The sequence below is a fragment of the Pedobacter sp. GR22-6 genome, assembly GCF_037402555.1.
Taxonomy (GTDB): domain Bacteria; phylum Bacteroidota; class Bacteroidia; order Sphingobacteriales; family Sphingobacteriaceae; genus Pedobacter.
Map to the genome: position 1 here is coordinate 60,939 of NZ_JBBEUC010000004.1, position 16,255 is coordinate 77,193.

At 43.1% G+C, this 16,255-nt stretch carries 13 protein-coding genes and 4 tRNA genes; 6 read left to right on the plus strand and 11 right to left on the minus strand.

Annotated elements, in window-relative coordinates; genetic code table 11:
- Positions 1–6 precede the first annotated feature (6 nt).
- The 5 genes from WAE59_RS18525 to WAE59_RS18545 all read right to left on the minus strand — a co-directional run bounded on the left by WAE59_RS18525 (position 7) and on the right by WAE59_RS18545 (position 7,687).
- The gene (locus WAE59_RS18525; RefSeq protein WP_337857469.1) at positions 7–852 is read right to left on the minus strand and encodes a DUF4843 domain-containing protein; all 846 of its coding nucleotides are present in this window, start codon (positions 850–852) and stop codon (positions 7–9) included.
- A 15-nt stretch (positions 853–867) separates the two neighbouring features.
- Complete coding sequence (locus WAE59_RS18530; RefSeq protein WP_337857470.1) at positions 868–2,355, minus strand: RagB/SusD family nutrient uptake outer membrane protein; 1,488 nt, start codon at positions 2,353–2,355, stop codon at positions 868–870.
- A gap of 18 nt (positions 2,356–2,373) precedes the next feature.
- Positions 2,374–5,709, minus strand: coding sequence for a SusC/RagA family TonB-linked outer membrane protein (locus WAE59_RS18535; RefSeq protein WP_337857471.1), 3,336 nt, complete (start codon positions 5,707–5,709; stop codon positions 2,374–2,376).
- Between the two features lie 163 nt (positions 5,710–5,872).
- Positions 5,873–7,039, minus strand: coding sequence for a FecR family protein (locus tag WAE59_RS18540; RefSeq protein WP_337857472.1), 1,167 nt, complete (start codon positions 7,037–7,039; stop codon positions 5,873–5,875).
- Positions 7,040–7,099: 60 nt separating this feature from the next.
- A complete protein-coding gene (locus WAE59_RS18545) occupies positions 7,100–7,687 on the minus strand; it encodes an RNA polymerase sigma factor (protein ID WP_337857473.1) in 588 nt (195 codons plus the stop codon).
- Positions 7,688–8,038: 351 nt separating this feature from the next.
- On the opposite strand from WAE59_RS18545, the gene WAE59_RS18550 reads away from it, so the two are divergent.
- Entirely contained in the window at positions 8,039–8,644 is a 606-nt protein-coding gene (locus WAE59_RS18550; RefSeq protein ID WP_337857474.1) for a 2'-5' RNA ligase family protein, read from the plus strand.
- A 40-nt stretch (positions 8,645–8,684) separates the two neighbouring features.
- Here WAE59_RS18550 and WAE59_RS18555 read toward each other — a convergent pair.
- The 4 genes from WAE59_RS18555 to WAE59_RS18570 form a co-directional block, all read right to left on the minus strand.
- Positions 8,685–8,756: transfer RNA gene (locus WAE59_RS18555), tRNA-Glu, on the minus strand.
- A gap of 41 nt (positions 8,757–8,797) precedes the next feature.
- A tRNA-Met gene (locus WAE59_RS18560) sits at positions 8,798–8,873 on the minus strand.
- Between the two features lie 48 nt (positions 8,874–8,921).
- Positions 8,922–8,993: transfer RNA gene (locus WAE59_RS18565), tRNA-Glu, on the minus strand.
- A gap of 41 nt (positions 8,994–9,034) precedes the next feature.
- Positions 9,035–9,110 (minus strand) — tRNA-Met (locus tag WAE59_RS18570).
- 110 nt (positions 9,111–9,220) lie between these two features.
- On the opposite strand from WAE59_RS18570, the gene era reads away from it, so the two are divergent.
- Both era and der read left to right on the plus strand, forming a co-directional pair.
- Complete coding sequence (gene era / locus WAE59_RS18575) at positions 9,221–10,099, plus strand: GTPase Era (protein WP_337857475.1); 879 nt, start codon at positions 9,221–9,223, stop codon at positions 10,097–10,099.
- Between the two features lie 47 nt (positions 10,100–10,146).
- A complete protein-coding gene (gene der / locus WAE59_RS18580; RefSeq protein WP_337857476.1) occupies positions 10,147–11,448 on the plus strand; it encodes a ribosome biogenesis GTPase Der in 1,302 nt (433 codons plus the stop codon).
- A gap of 3 nt (positions 11,449–11,451) precedes the next feature.
- Here der and WAE59_RS18585 read toward each other — a convergent pair whose 3' ends face one another.
- Positions 11,452–13,029, minus strand: a complete 1,578-nt coding sequence (locus WAE59_RS18585; RefSeq protein WP_337857477.1) for a S41 family peptidase — start codon at positions 13,027–13,029, stop codon at positions 11,452–11,454.
- A gap of 181 nt (positions 13,030–13,210) precedes the next feature.
- Between WAE59_RS18585 and murQ the strand changes: the two genes are divergently transcribed.
- Genes murQ through WAE59_RS18600 form a run of 3 tightly spaced genes read left to right on the plus strand, consistent with a single transcriptional unit; the run spans position 13,211 to position 15,393 of the window.
- Positions 13,211–14,023, plus strand: a complete 813-nt coding sequence (gene murQ / locus WAE59_RS18590) for an N-acetylmuramic acid 6-phosphate etherase (RefSeq protein ID WP_337857478.1) — start codon at positions 13,211–13,213, stop codon at positions 14,021–14,023.
- A gap of 2 nt (positions 14,024–14,025) precedes the next feature.
- On the plus strand, positions 14,026–14,595 hold the full coding sequence (locus WAE59_RS18595) for a hypothetical protein (RefSeq protein ID WP_337857479.1): 570 nt from the start codon (positions 14,026–14,028) through the stop codon (positions 14,593–14,595).
- A gap of 48 nt (positions 14,596–14,643) precedes the next feature.
- The gene (locus WAE59_RS18600; RefSeq protein ID WP_337857480.1) at positions 14,644–15,393 is read left to right on the plus strand and encodes a Bax inhibitor-1/YccA family protein; all 750 of its coding nucleotides are present in this window, start codon (positions 14,644–14,646) and stop codon (positions 15,391–15,393) included.
- 76 nt (positions 15,394–15,469) lie between these two features.
- On the opposite strand, the gene WAE59_RS18605 is transcribed toward WAE59_RS18600, so the two are convergent.
- Positions 15,470–16,090, minus strand: a complete 621-nt coding sequence (locus WAE59_RS18605; protein WP_337857481.1) for a class I SAM-dependent methyltransferase — start codon at positions 16,088–16,090, stop codon at positions 15,470–15,472.
- Positions 16,091–16,255: the final 165 nt, after the last annotated feature.

Consider the following 16,255-nt stretch of genomic DNA (forward strand, 5'->3'; position numbering starts at 1 on the left):
TAAGAATTAAGGAGCGTAGGGTACACCGATAATAGAGGTCCAAGGCACACTGCCCATCCACATTAACCTTCCGTCTGAGTCCAGAACCGGAGTTCCCGCGTCCTTAAGCCGTACAAGTATAGCAGTAGCATCACTTGCAATCCCTAGCATTCTTATCATCGGCATGTTCGTAGGGCTGGAAAAATCTTCGTATTTCAAACCCAGATACTGGTTCAGGAATTCCATTTTCTTTCTCGAAAAGATTCCGAACAGTCCAGATTCTTTATTTCCGGGTTGTATGGAACCAGACCATACAGCGGGAGTTACCATCATATCGCTTATCCTTACCGTATGAAGACTGGCGTCAAATTTGGGAACAACCGTTCCGGAGGTATATTCCGGTATGGCATCCCATTCCGGAAAAGACAAAGAAAAATGCTGGGTGGCCACTAAACGTAGGCCTACTGTTTTTATCCGATCCAGCAAATCCGGTCTTCGTTTAACTTTTAAGATGACATTGGTACTAATGGCCCCTGCGGGAATTGTCCAGTTTTCATTTGGGATGTTATAATGTTCCCCTAATATTGCAGTCGTTGAATCCGGGTTTATTTCTACACGAAATATACGGTCGTAATCCTTTACCGGACCTGTAATAGAGACGACTAGTGGCACATCTACTTCATCTTTTGTGAGTTGTGAGAATTCAACAACACTGAAAGGCTGGTAAGGCCAGCGGTTGGTCACAAATTGCCCCCCATGTCTTACAGCAAAGTAAACGCCCTCTTTGCCTTCGTAGCCCATAATGTCCTTTTCGCAGGCTGAGAATGAGACAAGCAAGTGAGCAAAAATCAGGTATATCAATATTCTTTTCATGCTTATATCTTTAAGTTATTTCCTTTGTGAAATTTCACTATCCGGTAGTGGAACCACGTAATTAGTTAATACCATCGCTTTAGTTCCGGTAACCGCTGCATGGTTTGGTATAGTCTGCTGAGCAGTACGCTTATAGAAATAAAACTGCTGCCCTTCACCGATCGTTTCTTTTCTAAACTCATTCATAATTGCAGTTTGCAGCGCAGCCGGTGTTGCTGGATTGAGGCTCAAACTATTACGGCTAGTCCTTACTTTGTTCAAATAAGTAATACCTGTAGCCAAATCCGGCTGACACTCGGCTGCAATCAGCAACACTTCCGACAACCTGATCAGCGGGAGCATAAATCTGCTGGGAACATTGGCCCCGTCTGCATATTTCAGATTCGTTAGTGCTGTGACAGTCCCTGATGAGGCATTCTGCCAGATCCGGCGACGGTAATCATTGGCATCGTCATACAAGGCATTTACACGACCCTCATTGGAGTCGCCGTTACTAAATGACAACTTATTGTTGTTGTCGAGATTGACATTAAACTGGCGATCAAACATCTGAAGCCGGTTGATATCATAGACCGCAAACATCACCTCCGTGGTAAAGAGGCGATCGGCAGGGATGGCCGGGATGTTGCCAGAAGCAGGTGTGCCTATAGCTCCGACGCTAGTGACATAGGGGAATACATTCTTTGTGCCCTGTACTTCATTTAACAGTGCTTCTGCCTCAATCAGCGCATTCACTTTATCGCCCTGCCACAGGTATGCCCTTGCCAATAGTGCTTTAGTTGCGTAGTAGTTTAGTCGATATTGCCTGTAATATAGATCATTAGGCCCTGAAGGGTTACTGCCATTTCTTACACCGGAAGTACGGATCGGATCGGTATTTTCAAGAAGCGCCAAAGCTGTTTTCAGGTCATCAGTAATCTGCTTCATCACCTGTTCGGCGCTCAGTATCGGCGAGATCTCAAAGCCGATTTTGCTTACATATGGAATGGCCGGTTTTGTCTTGTTTGCCTCAGTATAGATGGGGCCAAATAGGCGGAGCATATCCAGATGTAAAAAAGCACGAAGTGCAATGGCTTCCCCCTTGATCACACCGTAATAGGGCTCCGGCAATTTCTGACTCGGAGCATCACCACATTTTTCAATGATCACATTGCAATTGGCCACCAGCTCGTAGGCTTTTTTCCAGGCAGCTTCAAAGGTCGGCTTCACTTTGCCACTCGTGTATACAAAAGTGGTGTGGTCATAGTAACGGTGGGTAGAAGATGTGAGCACGTAGCATTGTGCAAGCACGTCTACGGCACCTGTTGTCATCTCCTGACCGTAGAGATCTTTATTGGCCATTTCTACATAGACGCCATTGATCGCTTTAGTATAGCCCGCGGGATCCACAAACAGCTGGTCTTCGCCCAAACGATCTGTAGGTTTTACATCAATCCATTTACTGCAGGATAGCGAAACCACACTAAGAAGGAGGCAAAAGCATATTTTATATTGTGTTTTCATCTGTTATATCATTAATTGTTAAAAGCGGACCGCGGCTGAAAAAGAAACAGAACGGGCAAAGGGATAGTCCAGACCACGTTCATTTTTGATTGTAGACACGTAGAATATGTCATTCATATAAGCTCTGAAAGTAATCGAAGAAGCCCGGACTGCCCTCAGCCAGGAAGCTTTGCTGGTTTCGTAGCCAAGAGAAAATGATTCTCCGACAAGCATATTGTTGTCGGCTACAAATCGTGACGACATCGGTGTATATTCTGTTGTTGAAATGGATTTGAAGCGTGCATTATCTCCTGGTTTCTGCCAGCGATCGTATAATGCGCGTTTGTCCTGGTTCAACACGACGCTTTGACTTCCGATATTTTCCACCTTATCATATAAGGTTTTCAGAAATTCCTGTCCACCTAAACGGTACCGTAAGTTGACCGAAGCCAGAAAACCTTTATACATAAAACTGGTGCCAATCACACCATCCAGACCTGGCCGGCTATTGCCTACCACTACCTCGTCCTCATAATTGTAAACAAAGGTCTGCTCATTGTTCTTGTTCAGAAAGATCTCCCTTCCCGTAGCTGGATCTATACCCAGGGAACGTACCGACCACAAATCTGTAGGACTTCCCCCATCGTAATAGCGGGTCATGTTCAGGCTCCTGTTGCCCAGGTTGAAATTATTCAACTGATTGCCCATTTTGCGGTATTCCACACGCTCGTGCCGCAGGTTTAGGTTTACACGCCAGTTCATATCGGTACGGTGCAACAGCGTGTAATCAGTAGTTAGATTTAAACCATTCGTCTGTTGTTCGCCAAAATTTTGCGCTACCCTTGCTATTCCAGTAGACGATGGAAGTGTGAGCAATATCAGCAGGGGATCGGTATTTTTCACAAAATAATCGACGGTAAGTCGGAATTTATTCTCCAGGGTACTGAAGTCCATACCAATATTCCGGTCGAGCGTAGTCTGCCAGCGCAGGTTGCTGTTTCCCATATTGCTGATGATGGTACTGGCACCAAATGGATTCCGGTTTTCATTGTTATAGCGGTAAATCCTCATTGAGATGTAATCATCAAAATTCTGATTTCCCGGGTTACCAATGGATCCTCTAAGGCGCAATTGGTTAATCCAACTATAGGAACTCAGGAATGATTCTTTATGCGCATTCCAGGCAAGACCGATCGACCATATATTCGAAAATTGCCTGCTCGATCCGTAAATTGAGGATCCATCAGAACGTAATGTAGCATCCAGCAGGTAGCGTTGATCGTACGAATAACCCGTGTTCATAAAGAAACTGGCACTACGGCGTTTAGATTCCTGGTATCCTGCACGCTGGCCTGCTCTATATCCCAATGCAAAATTAGGATTGGAAAACTCGTCATCAATAAAACCGCTCACACCGAAACTACTTTGGTTGCGAACGTTCTGTTCCATACGCATCCCCGCCACTGCATTGATCATGTGCTTAGCTGCGAACTGTTTACCGAAAGTAAGACTCAGATCACCATCATAGTTTACATTTTTTCCATTGCTTTCATCGTACTTGCCCCTTTGCAGAACATCCGTTTGCATAAACTCGGTATTAAATGGCGACCTGAATATTTCATCTTTCGTTCTCAAACTGCGGAGGCCGAAACGTGCACGCGCACGCAGCGACTCCATAAGGCGCCATTCCGTCTCGAAGTTGTTAGTGAAACCTTCAGATTCAGAGGTGTTGATGTTCAGGTTGCTTTGATTGTATAGCGGGCTGTATATTGGTGCTTCATTTCCCCCGCGAGCCTTAAAATCTTCCAGTATCATCCTTACATTTCCCTGCTCGTCATATTTCCGGTAATACGGGTTCGCACGCGAAAAGTCAGAGAATGGCTGCGGTTCGCGGTTTGCTACTACATTATCAATACTTAAGGTATTCGTAAATGAGACATTCCCTCTTCTGTACAGCAAACGTACGTTCCCATTGGTGGCAGTTCTATCCGAGCCTTTCATCACACCAGGGGTGAGGCCGTAATTCAGGGAGACACTATAGCGAAGGTTAGCATCACCACCTTCCGCGAACAAAGTATGTCGCTGTGCCATAGTTGTTCTCAATGGTTCATTGGCCCAGTAGGTATTCACTCCGCTACGCACTTCCTTCAAGCGGGCAAAATAATTGGCCTCACTGGCAGGATTCGCACCAACAATGATGTCACCATCTGCATTCAGCAAGCCATAAAACAGTGATAAGCGCTCAAACTGCAGTTTCTCCTCTCCATTCATCAGGTTGTAATCCGTCAGATCTGCAAAGTTGACAGTGGAATTGAAATTATAATTTATCCTCAATGAACCTGCCGCAGGCCTCTTGGTTTCTACAACCACTACGCCATTAGCGGCTTTCGAGCCGTAGATCGCACTGGCAGAAGCATCTTTCAGTAAAGTTATAGATGCAACGCGATCCATACTTAAATCGCTGATAATTGCCAGGGTAGTTTCAAAGCCATCCAAAATAAACAAGGGCTGGTTTGGATTTGAGCTGAACTCATCAGTCAGCCCGATCACACTGCTCTTTCCCCGTATTTCTATATCCGGCAGGCGGTTTGGATCAGATCCAAACTGGTTATTGTCAATCACGGCAAAGGCAGGATCCAGGGTTTTTAAACTCTGGATAATGCTCTGATTGCCGACAATTTGCAGGTCTTTGGCAGTATACCTTGCAGAAGAACCGGTGAAACTTTCGCGATCACGCTGATAGATCCCTGTAACCACCACTTCATTCATCGCTTCATTGTCGGGTTCCAGTTCAACATTCAGTATTTCCTGTTTCTGATAAGTAACTTCCTGTGTGGTCATTCCTATATAACTGAAAACCAGTGTCTGCTTTTGTTCAGACAAAGGGATGCTGATCCTGTATTGTCCTTTTTCATTAGTCATGCTGGTCAGACTACTGCCCTTCAGTTTGACGGTAGCCCCTGCCAAAACCACTCTGGTTTCCGAATTGCGGACTGTACCATTAAGTAGCTGCTGCTGTACAGCTTGTGGAGCAGCAGCAGCTGTGTTGCCCGGTTGCGGACTGGAGAGCGAAATGGTCCTGTCTTCGATGACATAATCTAAGAGCTGACCTTCAGTCACCTTGTTCAAAAATTGCCGCAAGGGCATATCCTTAACATCAACGCTGATTGGTCTGGCAGATTCAATTATTTTTTTTGTCCCAAAGACAGTGTAGCCACTTTGTTTTCTAATGGCATCGATTACCCTCTCAAAAGGTATATTTCGCCCTTTAAGTGTAATCTGTTGCGAGTAGCTGGCTGCACTCACCGACATAAATCCAGTGAGCATTAAGCACATGATGGTCTTCATCACTCGTGATAAGTAAATTTTAATCATTAATTTTAACGTTGGTTTGGTTGGTGCAAATGTTTGCTTGTACGTTTAATGCTGACTATAGCCAATCAAATCATTAAGGGAAGGATGGCGGTCCTTTCCTTTTTTTGTTTTGGTTTAGTCTCTGTGTAGGTTTAGTAAGATTTATTTCATATCGCTTTTGGGGTTAATGGTTTATATTATTTTTTCCTTTGATGATTAATTTTCTTCTGGCTACATCAAGCTTATAGTCAATTTCAGCCACATCCAGTATCCTTAAGACCAGACTTATCTTCTGGTTACGGTAAGCATCCCCTATCAGTTCTTCTTCCGGTATGCGGCTTTCATAAACGATATCAAGGTCGTACCAGCGACCAATCTCATTCATGGTTTCTTCAAATGTTTTTCCATCGAAACTAAATTTTCCATCGCGCCATGCGATATAATTAGCCGGATTCACCTGTTTCACACTGGTCTTACCGAAAGTAGTACTTGCCTGCTGATTGGGCATCAATACAATACGGTTTCGCTGATCACTCACCAAGACCTTTCCTTCCACAAGCGTTGTCTTACTGGTTTCCTGTTCGGGATAGGCTGTGATGTTAAACTGCGTGCCAACAACCTCCACTTCCTGATGTTTACTGAGTACTTTAAAAGGTATTTTCTCCCCATTTGCGCGATAAGTAGACTTCACATGAAAGTAGGCTTCCCCCTCCAGCTCGACAATACGTTCTTCTGAAGCAAAATGTAAGGGGTACTTTATGGTCGATTCCGCATTGAGCCAAACTTGCGTACCATCTGACAAGGTGATACTGTAAGTCCCCCCGCGCGGAGTATGTAGTACTAATAGTCTATTTGCATCACCCGGCTCATTTAAATTGATGTCTTCCACCGGAGTGCCATTGGTATAGGTGATTTTCTCCCCGGCTATGATCCCCGCCTGTGAAGTACTCAGCGAAATGGTCCTGCCATCTTCCAGTGTAAGTGTTGCTTTATTGCCACCTGGTTGTATGCTGGTATGAACTAAATCTGAATTCCTTACCGGCACCTTGTGCTCCAATACCATCCAGGTGCCTAATGCAATAAGCAAAACCGCCGCAGCTGCAGCCATCCAGCGAATACTGAATATAGGTTTCTCTGATTGTATTGTTTCTGCTGCTACTTTAGAAAGCAGGCCGGACAATATGCGTGATTTCACATCATCCGCAGATTCATCTAAGTCTAAAGGAATGATTACCTGTTGGTCATCATGGCTGTTATACCACTCCAACAACGCCTGCATTTCCTCAGGATTAATACTTCCATTGTTAAATTTAAATACTAAAAGTTCTATATATTCGGTACTATAAGACATTCTATTTGCTTTTCTAACTATATAGACAGCAAAACCTCGAAGCAGGGTGAGTGACTTTGATTAATTTTCGAAGAAATAGATAAATAAAAGTGTAGTCAGCATACCGATATTGCCTTGAATATCTTTATTCGCCTTTTTCAGGTGTGATTTAACCGTATTTTCCGAAAGATTTAATTTCTCTGCAATTTCCTTGTTTGAAAAACCTTGCTGACGGCTGAGTTTAAAAACAAGCTGGCATTGAGGTGGAAGTGCATTTATTGAATTGTCTATCTGTGCCTGCAGTTCCCGGATCATCAATTGCCGCTCTGGAGAGAGTAAATTAATGTCTTTCACAGGATCATAATTTTCTGACTTCAGACGTTCCCGGTGGCGCTGTTCCAGGATATTAAAGGACTGGTTGCGGATAGCACGGGAAAGATAATTTGCTAACTCCAGCTTAGAGAGCGAAAAATCATGGCGCAGTTTCCAGAGTTTATACAGAACGTCCTGAACACATTCCTCCGCCTCTTCCTGGTTCCCCAGACGATTAAAAGCCACTGCCAGCATTTTGTCCCAGTACCTGTCGTAAATTTCGATCAATACACGCTCGTCGCCACCTTGCATCAGTTGCACCAACTCTTGATCCCCATATGCCTTGTACTGCGCCATTACTATATACCCTCGTTTACAAATATATAATTTTCAATGTTTTATACACCGTCCGAATTACTGGCTTGAAAAAATCAATTTTTCTCTAAAAAATGATAGCACATAAAAAAGCCGCTCTTTTCGTAAAGCCGCTTGGCGTGAGAAAGGGAAATTCTTTGAACAATCAACGGTTTTTATTCAGATTACAAAAGAAATAAGATCAGATTAAATGTGGCCCACTTCAGATGAGAATGATTGAAAATTTATAAATAAATTTCACAGAGAAAAAGATTCACATGCTTTAAATACTAAATTAATTAGTAATTTTATACTGATTATAAAAATATTAGTATTTAATTTACATTAATAGTTATGGAAATCCTACTCAATGAATATCTGCTCATCATTTCACCGGATGAAAATATCGATAAAGAACTGATTAAGATCAAGTGTGAATTCCGGGATAACTATGGCTGTACTCACGCAGCCCAATTAAAGCCACATTGCACCCTGTTGAATTTTGCACAATATCAGAACATGGAAAATCACCTGATCGAGAGGTTTGATTTACTCGCCAGATGCTTTTCACCAGTAAAGATCACACTCGATGGCTTTGGACAATATCCCTTTCACACCATCTACGGTAAAGTGGAAGATGATAAAAAGCTCAGCAAAATGGTAAAAATCATGAGATTGAAACTCAAACCAGTACTAAAAGGATTCGAAACATTCAAAACAACCTATATGTCAGATCCACATTTGACCATTGCAAGACGCATGACTGAAGCACAATTTGATCAGGCTTGGACGGAATGGAAAAAAAGAAAATTCAGTTCGAGCTTTAACGCAGCCAATATCCTGCTGCTTAAAAGACCCATTAATGAAATCGACTTTCAGCCACAAGGGAATTACAAAGAAGTAAAACATTTCGAACTTACGGGTCAGGAAGAAAAAGAAGAACAGCTTACCCTGTTCTGAAAACAAAAAACCCACTCTACTTATCGTAAAGTGGGTTTTGTAGCCCGTAGGGGAATCGAACCCCTGTTTCCAGAATGAAAATCTGGCGTCCTCACCCCTAGACGAACGGGCCATTAATGTAAAGCGACTCACATATCTGCTTATGCCTTACTTTGGTAGCGGGGACCAGACTCGAACTGATGACCTTCGGGTTATGAGCCCGACGAGCTACCAACTGCTCCACCCCGCACTATATCTTTTCATAAAAAACCCGCTTAGCTTCTGCAGAGCGGGATCGTAGCCCGTAGGGGAATCGAACCCCTGTTTCCAGAATGAAAATCTGGCGTCCTCACCCCTAGACGAACGGGCCATTAATGTAAAGCGACTCACATATCTGCTTATGCCTTACTTTGGTAGCGGGGACCAGACTCGAACTGATGACCTTCGGGTTATGAGCCCGACGAGCTACCAACTGCTCCACCCCGCACTATATACAATTCTTTAGTTTTCGTTAAGTACTTAACTCTTCTTCCGAATTGGAATGCAAAGATATAATTCGTTTCTTTGTGCTGCAAATTTATTTTAAAAAATATTTCCATGTCGCACAAAGCAGGTTTTGTTAGTATTATCGGTAAGCCAAACGTTGGCAAATCAACCCTTATGAATGCCCTGGTGGGCGAAAAGCTATCTATCATCACACCCAAAGCTCAGACCACCCGTCACCGCATCTTAGGGATTGTCAATGAAGAAAATTACCAGATTGTATTTTCTGACACCCCAGGCATCATCGTTCCCAAGTACGGACTGCAGGATTCCATGATGAGCTCTGTAAAGGGAGCACTGGTAGACGCTGACCTTTTGCTCTTCGTTACCGACATCAATGAACAGCACGACGAGAACGACGTGTTGGAGAAAATCACCAATACCACCATTCCTCTAATCGTGCTGATCAATAAGATCGACAATGCCACACAGGAACAAGTCGATGAAAAGATTGCCCACTGGCAGGAGAAGCTTAACCCTAAGCACATATTTGCCATTTCTGCATTGCACCAATACAACCTGGAAGGCATCATGAGCACTGTGCTGGAATTCCTCCCGGAGCACGACCCTTTCTATGATAAGGAAGACCTCACCGACCGTCACCAACGCTTTTTTGTATCAGAGATCATTCGCGAAAAGATCTTTACCAATTACCAGAAAGAAATACCTTACAGTACAGAAGTAATCATCACTTCCTATAAAGAAGAAGAAAAGATCACCCGCATCAGCGCTGAAATCATCGTAGAACGTGATTCTCAAAAGAACATCCTGATCGGTACAGGAGGCAGTATGCTAAAAAAAGTAGGTACTGAAGCCCGTAAAGACATTGAGAAGTTCTTAGACCAAAAAGTCTTCCTGGAGACCTTCGTTAAAGTGATCCCGGACTGGCGCAGTAAAAAGAACTATCTAAAAAGTTTCGGGTACGAAAATTAAGCGTACCTTTGCAACCCCTTAATAATTAATACAATTCACAATACACCATGAGTAATATTATCGCAATCGTCGGAAGACCAAACGTAGGCAAATCTACCCTCTTTAACCGCTTGACAGAAAGCCGTAAAGCCATCGTTGACGATTTTAGCGGAGTTACCCGTGATCGTCATTATGGATCGGCAGAATGGACCAACAGGCAGTTTACTGTAATTGACACAGGGGGCTATGTAGCCAATTCTGAAGATGTATTTGAAGCGGCTATCCGTGAGCAGGTCATCATCGCTATTGAAGAAGCGACAGTTCTGCTCTTTATGGTAGATGTAACTACCGGCATTACAGATTTGGACGACGAGATCGCTCAACTGCTAAGAAGAAGTAAAAAACCTGTTTTCACTATCGTTAACAAAGTAGACAATACACAACTGCAAAATGAAGCATCTGTATTCTATAGCTTTGGCCTGGGCGAGATCTACCCGATCTCTTCCATGACCGGTTCAGGAACAGGAGATCTGCTTGACGAAGTGATTACACATTTCGAAGACCTCCCTGAAGAAGAAAACGCTTTACCTAAGATTACCATCGTAGGTCGCCCCAACGTAGGGAAATCCTCTCTGATCAATGCCCTCATTGGTAAAGACAGGAACATCGTAACCCCTATCGCAGGTACTACACGTGATTCAATCCATATTCACTACAACCAGTTTGGACATGAATTCATGTTTATCGATACCGCTGGTCTGCGTAAGAAAACCAAGGTAAAGGAAAATATAGAGTTTTATTCTGTAATGCGTACCATCAAGGCCCTGGAAGAAGCAGACGTAGTGGTATTGATGATCGATGCCGTAGAAGGCCTGGAATCACAGGATGTGAACATTTTCCACCTTGCTGAAAAAAACAAAAAGGGGATTGTGATCCTCGTCAACAAATGGGATCTGATCGAGAAAAACAACAAGACAGTCAATGTCTTTGAAGAGCAGATCCGTCAGAAGCTGCAGCCATTTACAGATGTGCCCATCATTTTCACTTCTGTGGTCAACAAACAACGGATTTTCCAGGCTATCGAAGGTGCATTAGAAGTATTCAAAAACAGGGGTAAGAAAATCCCTACTTCCAAATTGAATGACGTGATGTTGCCAATTATTGAAAAATATCCACCGCCGGCACTAAAAGGTAAATACATTAAGATCAAATACATCACGCAGATCAACGGAACGTCACCAATGTTTGCTTTCTTCTGTAACCTGCCACAATACATCAAGGAGCCTTACAAACGTTTCATTGAAAATAAGCTGCGCGAGAATTTTGATTTTAGCGGAGTACCAATCCAGATCTATTTCAGACAGAAATAATATTTACTGCAGGCTATTAATAGCTTGCTTCACTACAGCATCACTTAGGTTGAGCGCCTTGTAATAGCCAGCATCACCTAAGTGATACTTACACAACAATACCTTGATATCATTTAGGATAAGTGGCTTCGCAGCGGCAAGTTGACGAGGCTCCACCACAATGTTATCATTCTGAATGTATTTTACCAAATCCTTGAAATCGGCCTCGCTGATGGTAAAATTTGCCAGGTTCTGCTCCAGATAAGCAGGAGTATAGCGATTTGCCAGCACATCATACACAAAGTCCAGCAACACCTTTTTGGCAGCCAGGGTATTATACAACCTGTTATAGCCTGAAGTATCCAGTTTAACGTAAATGTCCGGCTGTATACCACCCCCAAGAAAAGCCTTGCTTTTGATACTATCCTTTCTCAGCATCTTACCAGAGGTTAGTTCACCATCGTTATAGCGGCTTTCCAATTCGTTCTGATAAGCCCTGTAGCCTTCTTTATAAGATTTCTGAATACTTCTTCCTGAAGGGGTGTAATACCTTGCAATGGTTAGGTTCAAAGCAGATCCATCGCCAAAAGGAAATTGTTCCTGAACCAGGCCCTTACCAAAGGAACGGCGGCCAATGATGAGCCCCCGTTTCAAATCCTGCACAGCACCGGCCAGAATTTCACTAGCCGACGCAGAGTTCTCATTGATCAGCACCGCCAGTCTGCCATCTTCAAACTCTCCACCACCGGTAGCGACATAATCCGTTCTTGGTTCATGTTTACCTTCCGTATACACGATCAGTTTGTTCTCCTGTAAAATCTGATTAGCAAGGCCCGTGGCTGCAGTGAGGTATCCACCCCCATTATCCCTAAGGTCCAGCACCAGTTTCTTCATACCATCAGCTTTCAGCGAACGCACGGATTCGATAAAGTCCTTATCTGTCTCTGCACCAAATTTACTAATGCGCACATATCCCACATCAGAAGTCAGCATATACGCTGCATCAATACTACTCACCTTTACGCGGTCACGCATCAAGGTGAAAACTGCAGCCTGACTGTTACCGGGATGTATGATCGTCAATTTTACCGGGGTACCCTTGCGACCTTTGATTTTACCCATCATTTGTTCACGGGGCAAGGCCTTACCGCTCACATAGACAGTATCTATTTTGAGTATCTTATCTCCTTGCCTGATTCCCGCGAGGTAAGCTGGCCCGTCCTTCACCACGTTGGTCACCAATAGCGTATCTTTTAAAATGTAATATTCAATTCCCACGCCGCCAAAGTTACCGCTCATACTTTCGGCAAACTCACTGGCCTTCGCAGGGGGTAGGTACATGCTGTGAGGATCTAGCTTGTGGAGCAGACTGTCTATAGGCAAATGGTTTAGCGTATCGGCATTCACATCATCTACATAATTTCTATTGATGATATGAATAATCTCGTCCACCTTATCTGCATTGGTATCCGCATACTGCACCGTCCTTTGAACCTGGTATCCCTGGTCCTTTAAGAATTTATACCCAAGGAACATTCCGCCAATTAAAGTAACAGAGTAAGTAAGGGCAATCAGGACGTTTATACGGGTGCTGTTTTTCATTATTTTAGACGGAGTAAAGTTATGAAATTACGCTGTCATTTAATTCATTAACGGGCAATCATTTTTATTGTTTTCGTTTTTTCGTAATGCCGTGTAACTTCTCCCCTATTTTACCGTTTAATCAAAAATGAGATTTCTTGTTTAAAAAGAAAATCACGAATTTTATAGAAATTTTAGAGCGATGATTAGAGTAACCGAGCAAGAGTCCAGATACCGCGACATAGATCAAATGTCCGCCCTGGAAATTCTGGAAGGGATCAACAGAGAAGACCAGTCAGTACCCCTGGCCGTGGAAAAAGCAATTCCTCAGATTGAACACTTGGCTTCCGGAGTGGCAGAACGAATGGCAAAAGGCGGCAGGTTATTCTATATTGGAGCTGGTACCAGCGGACGACTGGGCGTAGTAGATGCTTCAGAGTGTCCTCCCACTTTTGGTGTACCCTTCGACTGGGTCGTAGGCATCATTGCCGGCGGCGATACAGCTATTCGCAGAGCTGTAGAAAATGCAGAAGATGATGAACAACAAGCCTGGGTCGATCTTCAGGCCTTCAATATCAATGAAAAAGATTGTCTGGTCGGCCTTGCAGCATCCGGCACTACACCATATGTTGTGGGCGGATTGAACACCGCACGTGCGCATGGTATCCTTACCGGCTGTATCGTTTGTAACGAAGGCGGACCAATTGCGGCAGCAAGCGACTTCCCTGTTGAAGTCGTAGTGGGTCCGGAATTTCTCACCGGCTCTACACGCATGAAATCCGGCACTGCGCAAAAACTGGTGCTCAACATGCTCAGCACTACGGTTATGATCAGACTGGGGCGCGTTAAAGGAAATAAGATGGTCGACATGCAGCTTACCAACCACAAATTGGTAGACCGTGGCACACAAATGGTTATGGACGAATTGAATATCGATCACGAGCATGCAGCAGATCTGCTCATCCGCTACGGTAGTGTACGTAAGGCAGTAGATGCCAGCAAAGCAGCCCATTAACTATGCACGAAATTGAACCTTACTACCTCTGGCGCGACGATTACATTGCCGCTGAAGACGAGCGTTCCCCTTTTTACAATACCGAATACTCTGAGTTTTACTTCGACAAGCAACTGTACAATTTCCTGATTCACCCACAATGGGACGATTTTGGTTCCAGTACCATGTACATTAAAGTGCTCTTTGCGGATTATGAGCGTCAGTATGCCATTATAGAATTCATCGGGGAATGGAACGATGCCATTAATAACGACATCATGCTGCTTAAGAGAGAGATCATAGAGCTCATGATTGACGAAGGCATCAACAAATTCATCCTCATCGGAGAAAATGTCCTCAACTTTCATGCATCCGAAGACGTCTACTACGAAGAATGGTTTCAGGATGTAGAAGATGGATGGATTACCGGCATCAATTTTCAAGATCATGTGATTAATGAGTTCCGGAACAGCAATATCGACTACTACATCAACTTCGGTGGCCAACTTGACGATTTGGCATGGAGAACCCTCAAACCTCTTCAATTTTTCAAAAAAGTTGAAGAAATCCTGACAAAAAGGCTTGGGGCATAGCTTTTGCTCTAATCAAACAATTACTATCTTTAAATAAATTTTAAACAAATGGATAATAACAATAATTACGACTGGGCACAGAAATCAGTTTTTGTGGAAAACCAAACTGGCGTAGTTGCCAAAAAATTCTTTGCAAGCGTATTCCTATGGATGTTTGTAGCACTTAGTGTATCTGGAGGTGTCGCTTTCTATATTTCAGCCAATACCGAAATTCTCCTTAACTTTTTCAATGCTGAAACAGGAAAACCAAACATCCTCGGATGGGTGGTGATGCTGGCTCCATTAGGCATTTCTTTGTTGATGAGCGGAGGAATGAGCAGATTTTCTTATGGCACTATAATCGGGCTGTTTGTATTGTTTTCTGCGGTATTCGGGATCACTTTGAGTACAATATTATTAAGTTATACTTCTGCATCTGTCATCAGTTGTTTTATTGGAGCTGCCGGTATATTCGGAATTATGGCAGTACTTGGTTATACTACTGATGTAGACCTAAGTAAGTTTGGCCCAATCCTCATGGTTGGTGTCGTTGGTCTTATCATCGCTAGTGTTGCCAATATCTTTATCCAAAGTGAAGGTTTCAGTTTAGTAATGGCTTTCTTTGGTATTGCTATTTTCACAGCCCTTACTGCTTATAATGTGCAAATGTTAAAAAGGATTGGTGAAGGGATTGAGGAAAGTGGTGCAAAAATGGACGCTGATGCCAAAAAGTTAGCAGTAATAGGAGCTATGTCACTCTACATCAGCTTCATTCAGATTTTCATCTACCTATTGAGGATTTTCGGAGACAGGAGGTAATCAATCCGCATCAAAAAAATTAAAACAGGCTGCATCTGAAAAGGTGTAGCCTGTTTTAATATCAGGCATTCACCAATCAGCGTTTCTTGCATTTAATTAAAAAGAAGGGCTGACTTTCATTGATCTCGATTACTTCAAATAATCCGAACTCCCCAAACTCATTAAAGATCGAATCTGTATCATAGAAGAACATATTGATGCCCTCGAATATTTCATAACGATCCTGGCTCACAAATTTACCCTGACCATAGCTATGTGCATCCTTCGATATAACTGTAAAAATCATATACCCTCCGTCCAATAATTGATCGTAGCAATCGCGAATCAGTTTATTCCTTTCCACTCGGTCCAGCAAATGGATCAACGCATAGCAAAATATACCGTCATATTGATTCGAATCAAACGGCATATCGGTCACAGAGCCATGATGAATGACGATATCTCCACCATAATGTTTTCTTGCCATCTCTATAGCCGTCTTTGAGATCTCAATTCCCGTTACCTCGATCTCATTTTCTTTAAAAATTTGCGCATTTCTGCCATAACCAATACCCGGGATCAGGATTTTTTTTACTGATTGTGACACAAAAAAATCTTTTGTCAATACTGCTGATTTCGAAGGCTTAAAACCCCACATTTCTTGCTTTTCTGTAAAACTCGATTCCCAAAACTCTGGCTTTTCAACATTGCTTCCCATAATACCTTGGCTTGTTGCAACAAAGTTACATCTTTTAATTTGTCTTGAGTCTGCACCATTAGAAATATTTAGCTATTCGGTACAATAGAGGTAAGCCTTCTATAGGATTGAAAAGGGGTTTAGATATGATTTGTAAGGGTTACTATACTCCATTTCCTTACAAAT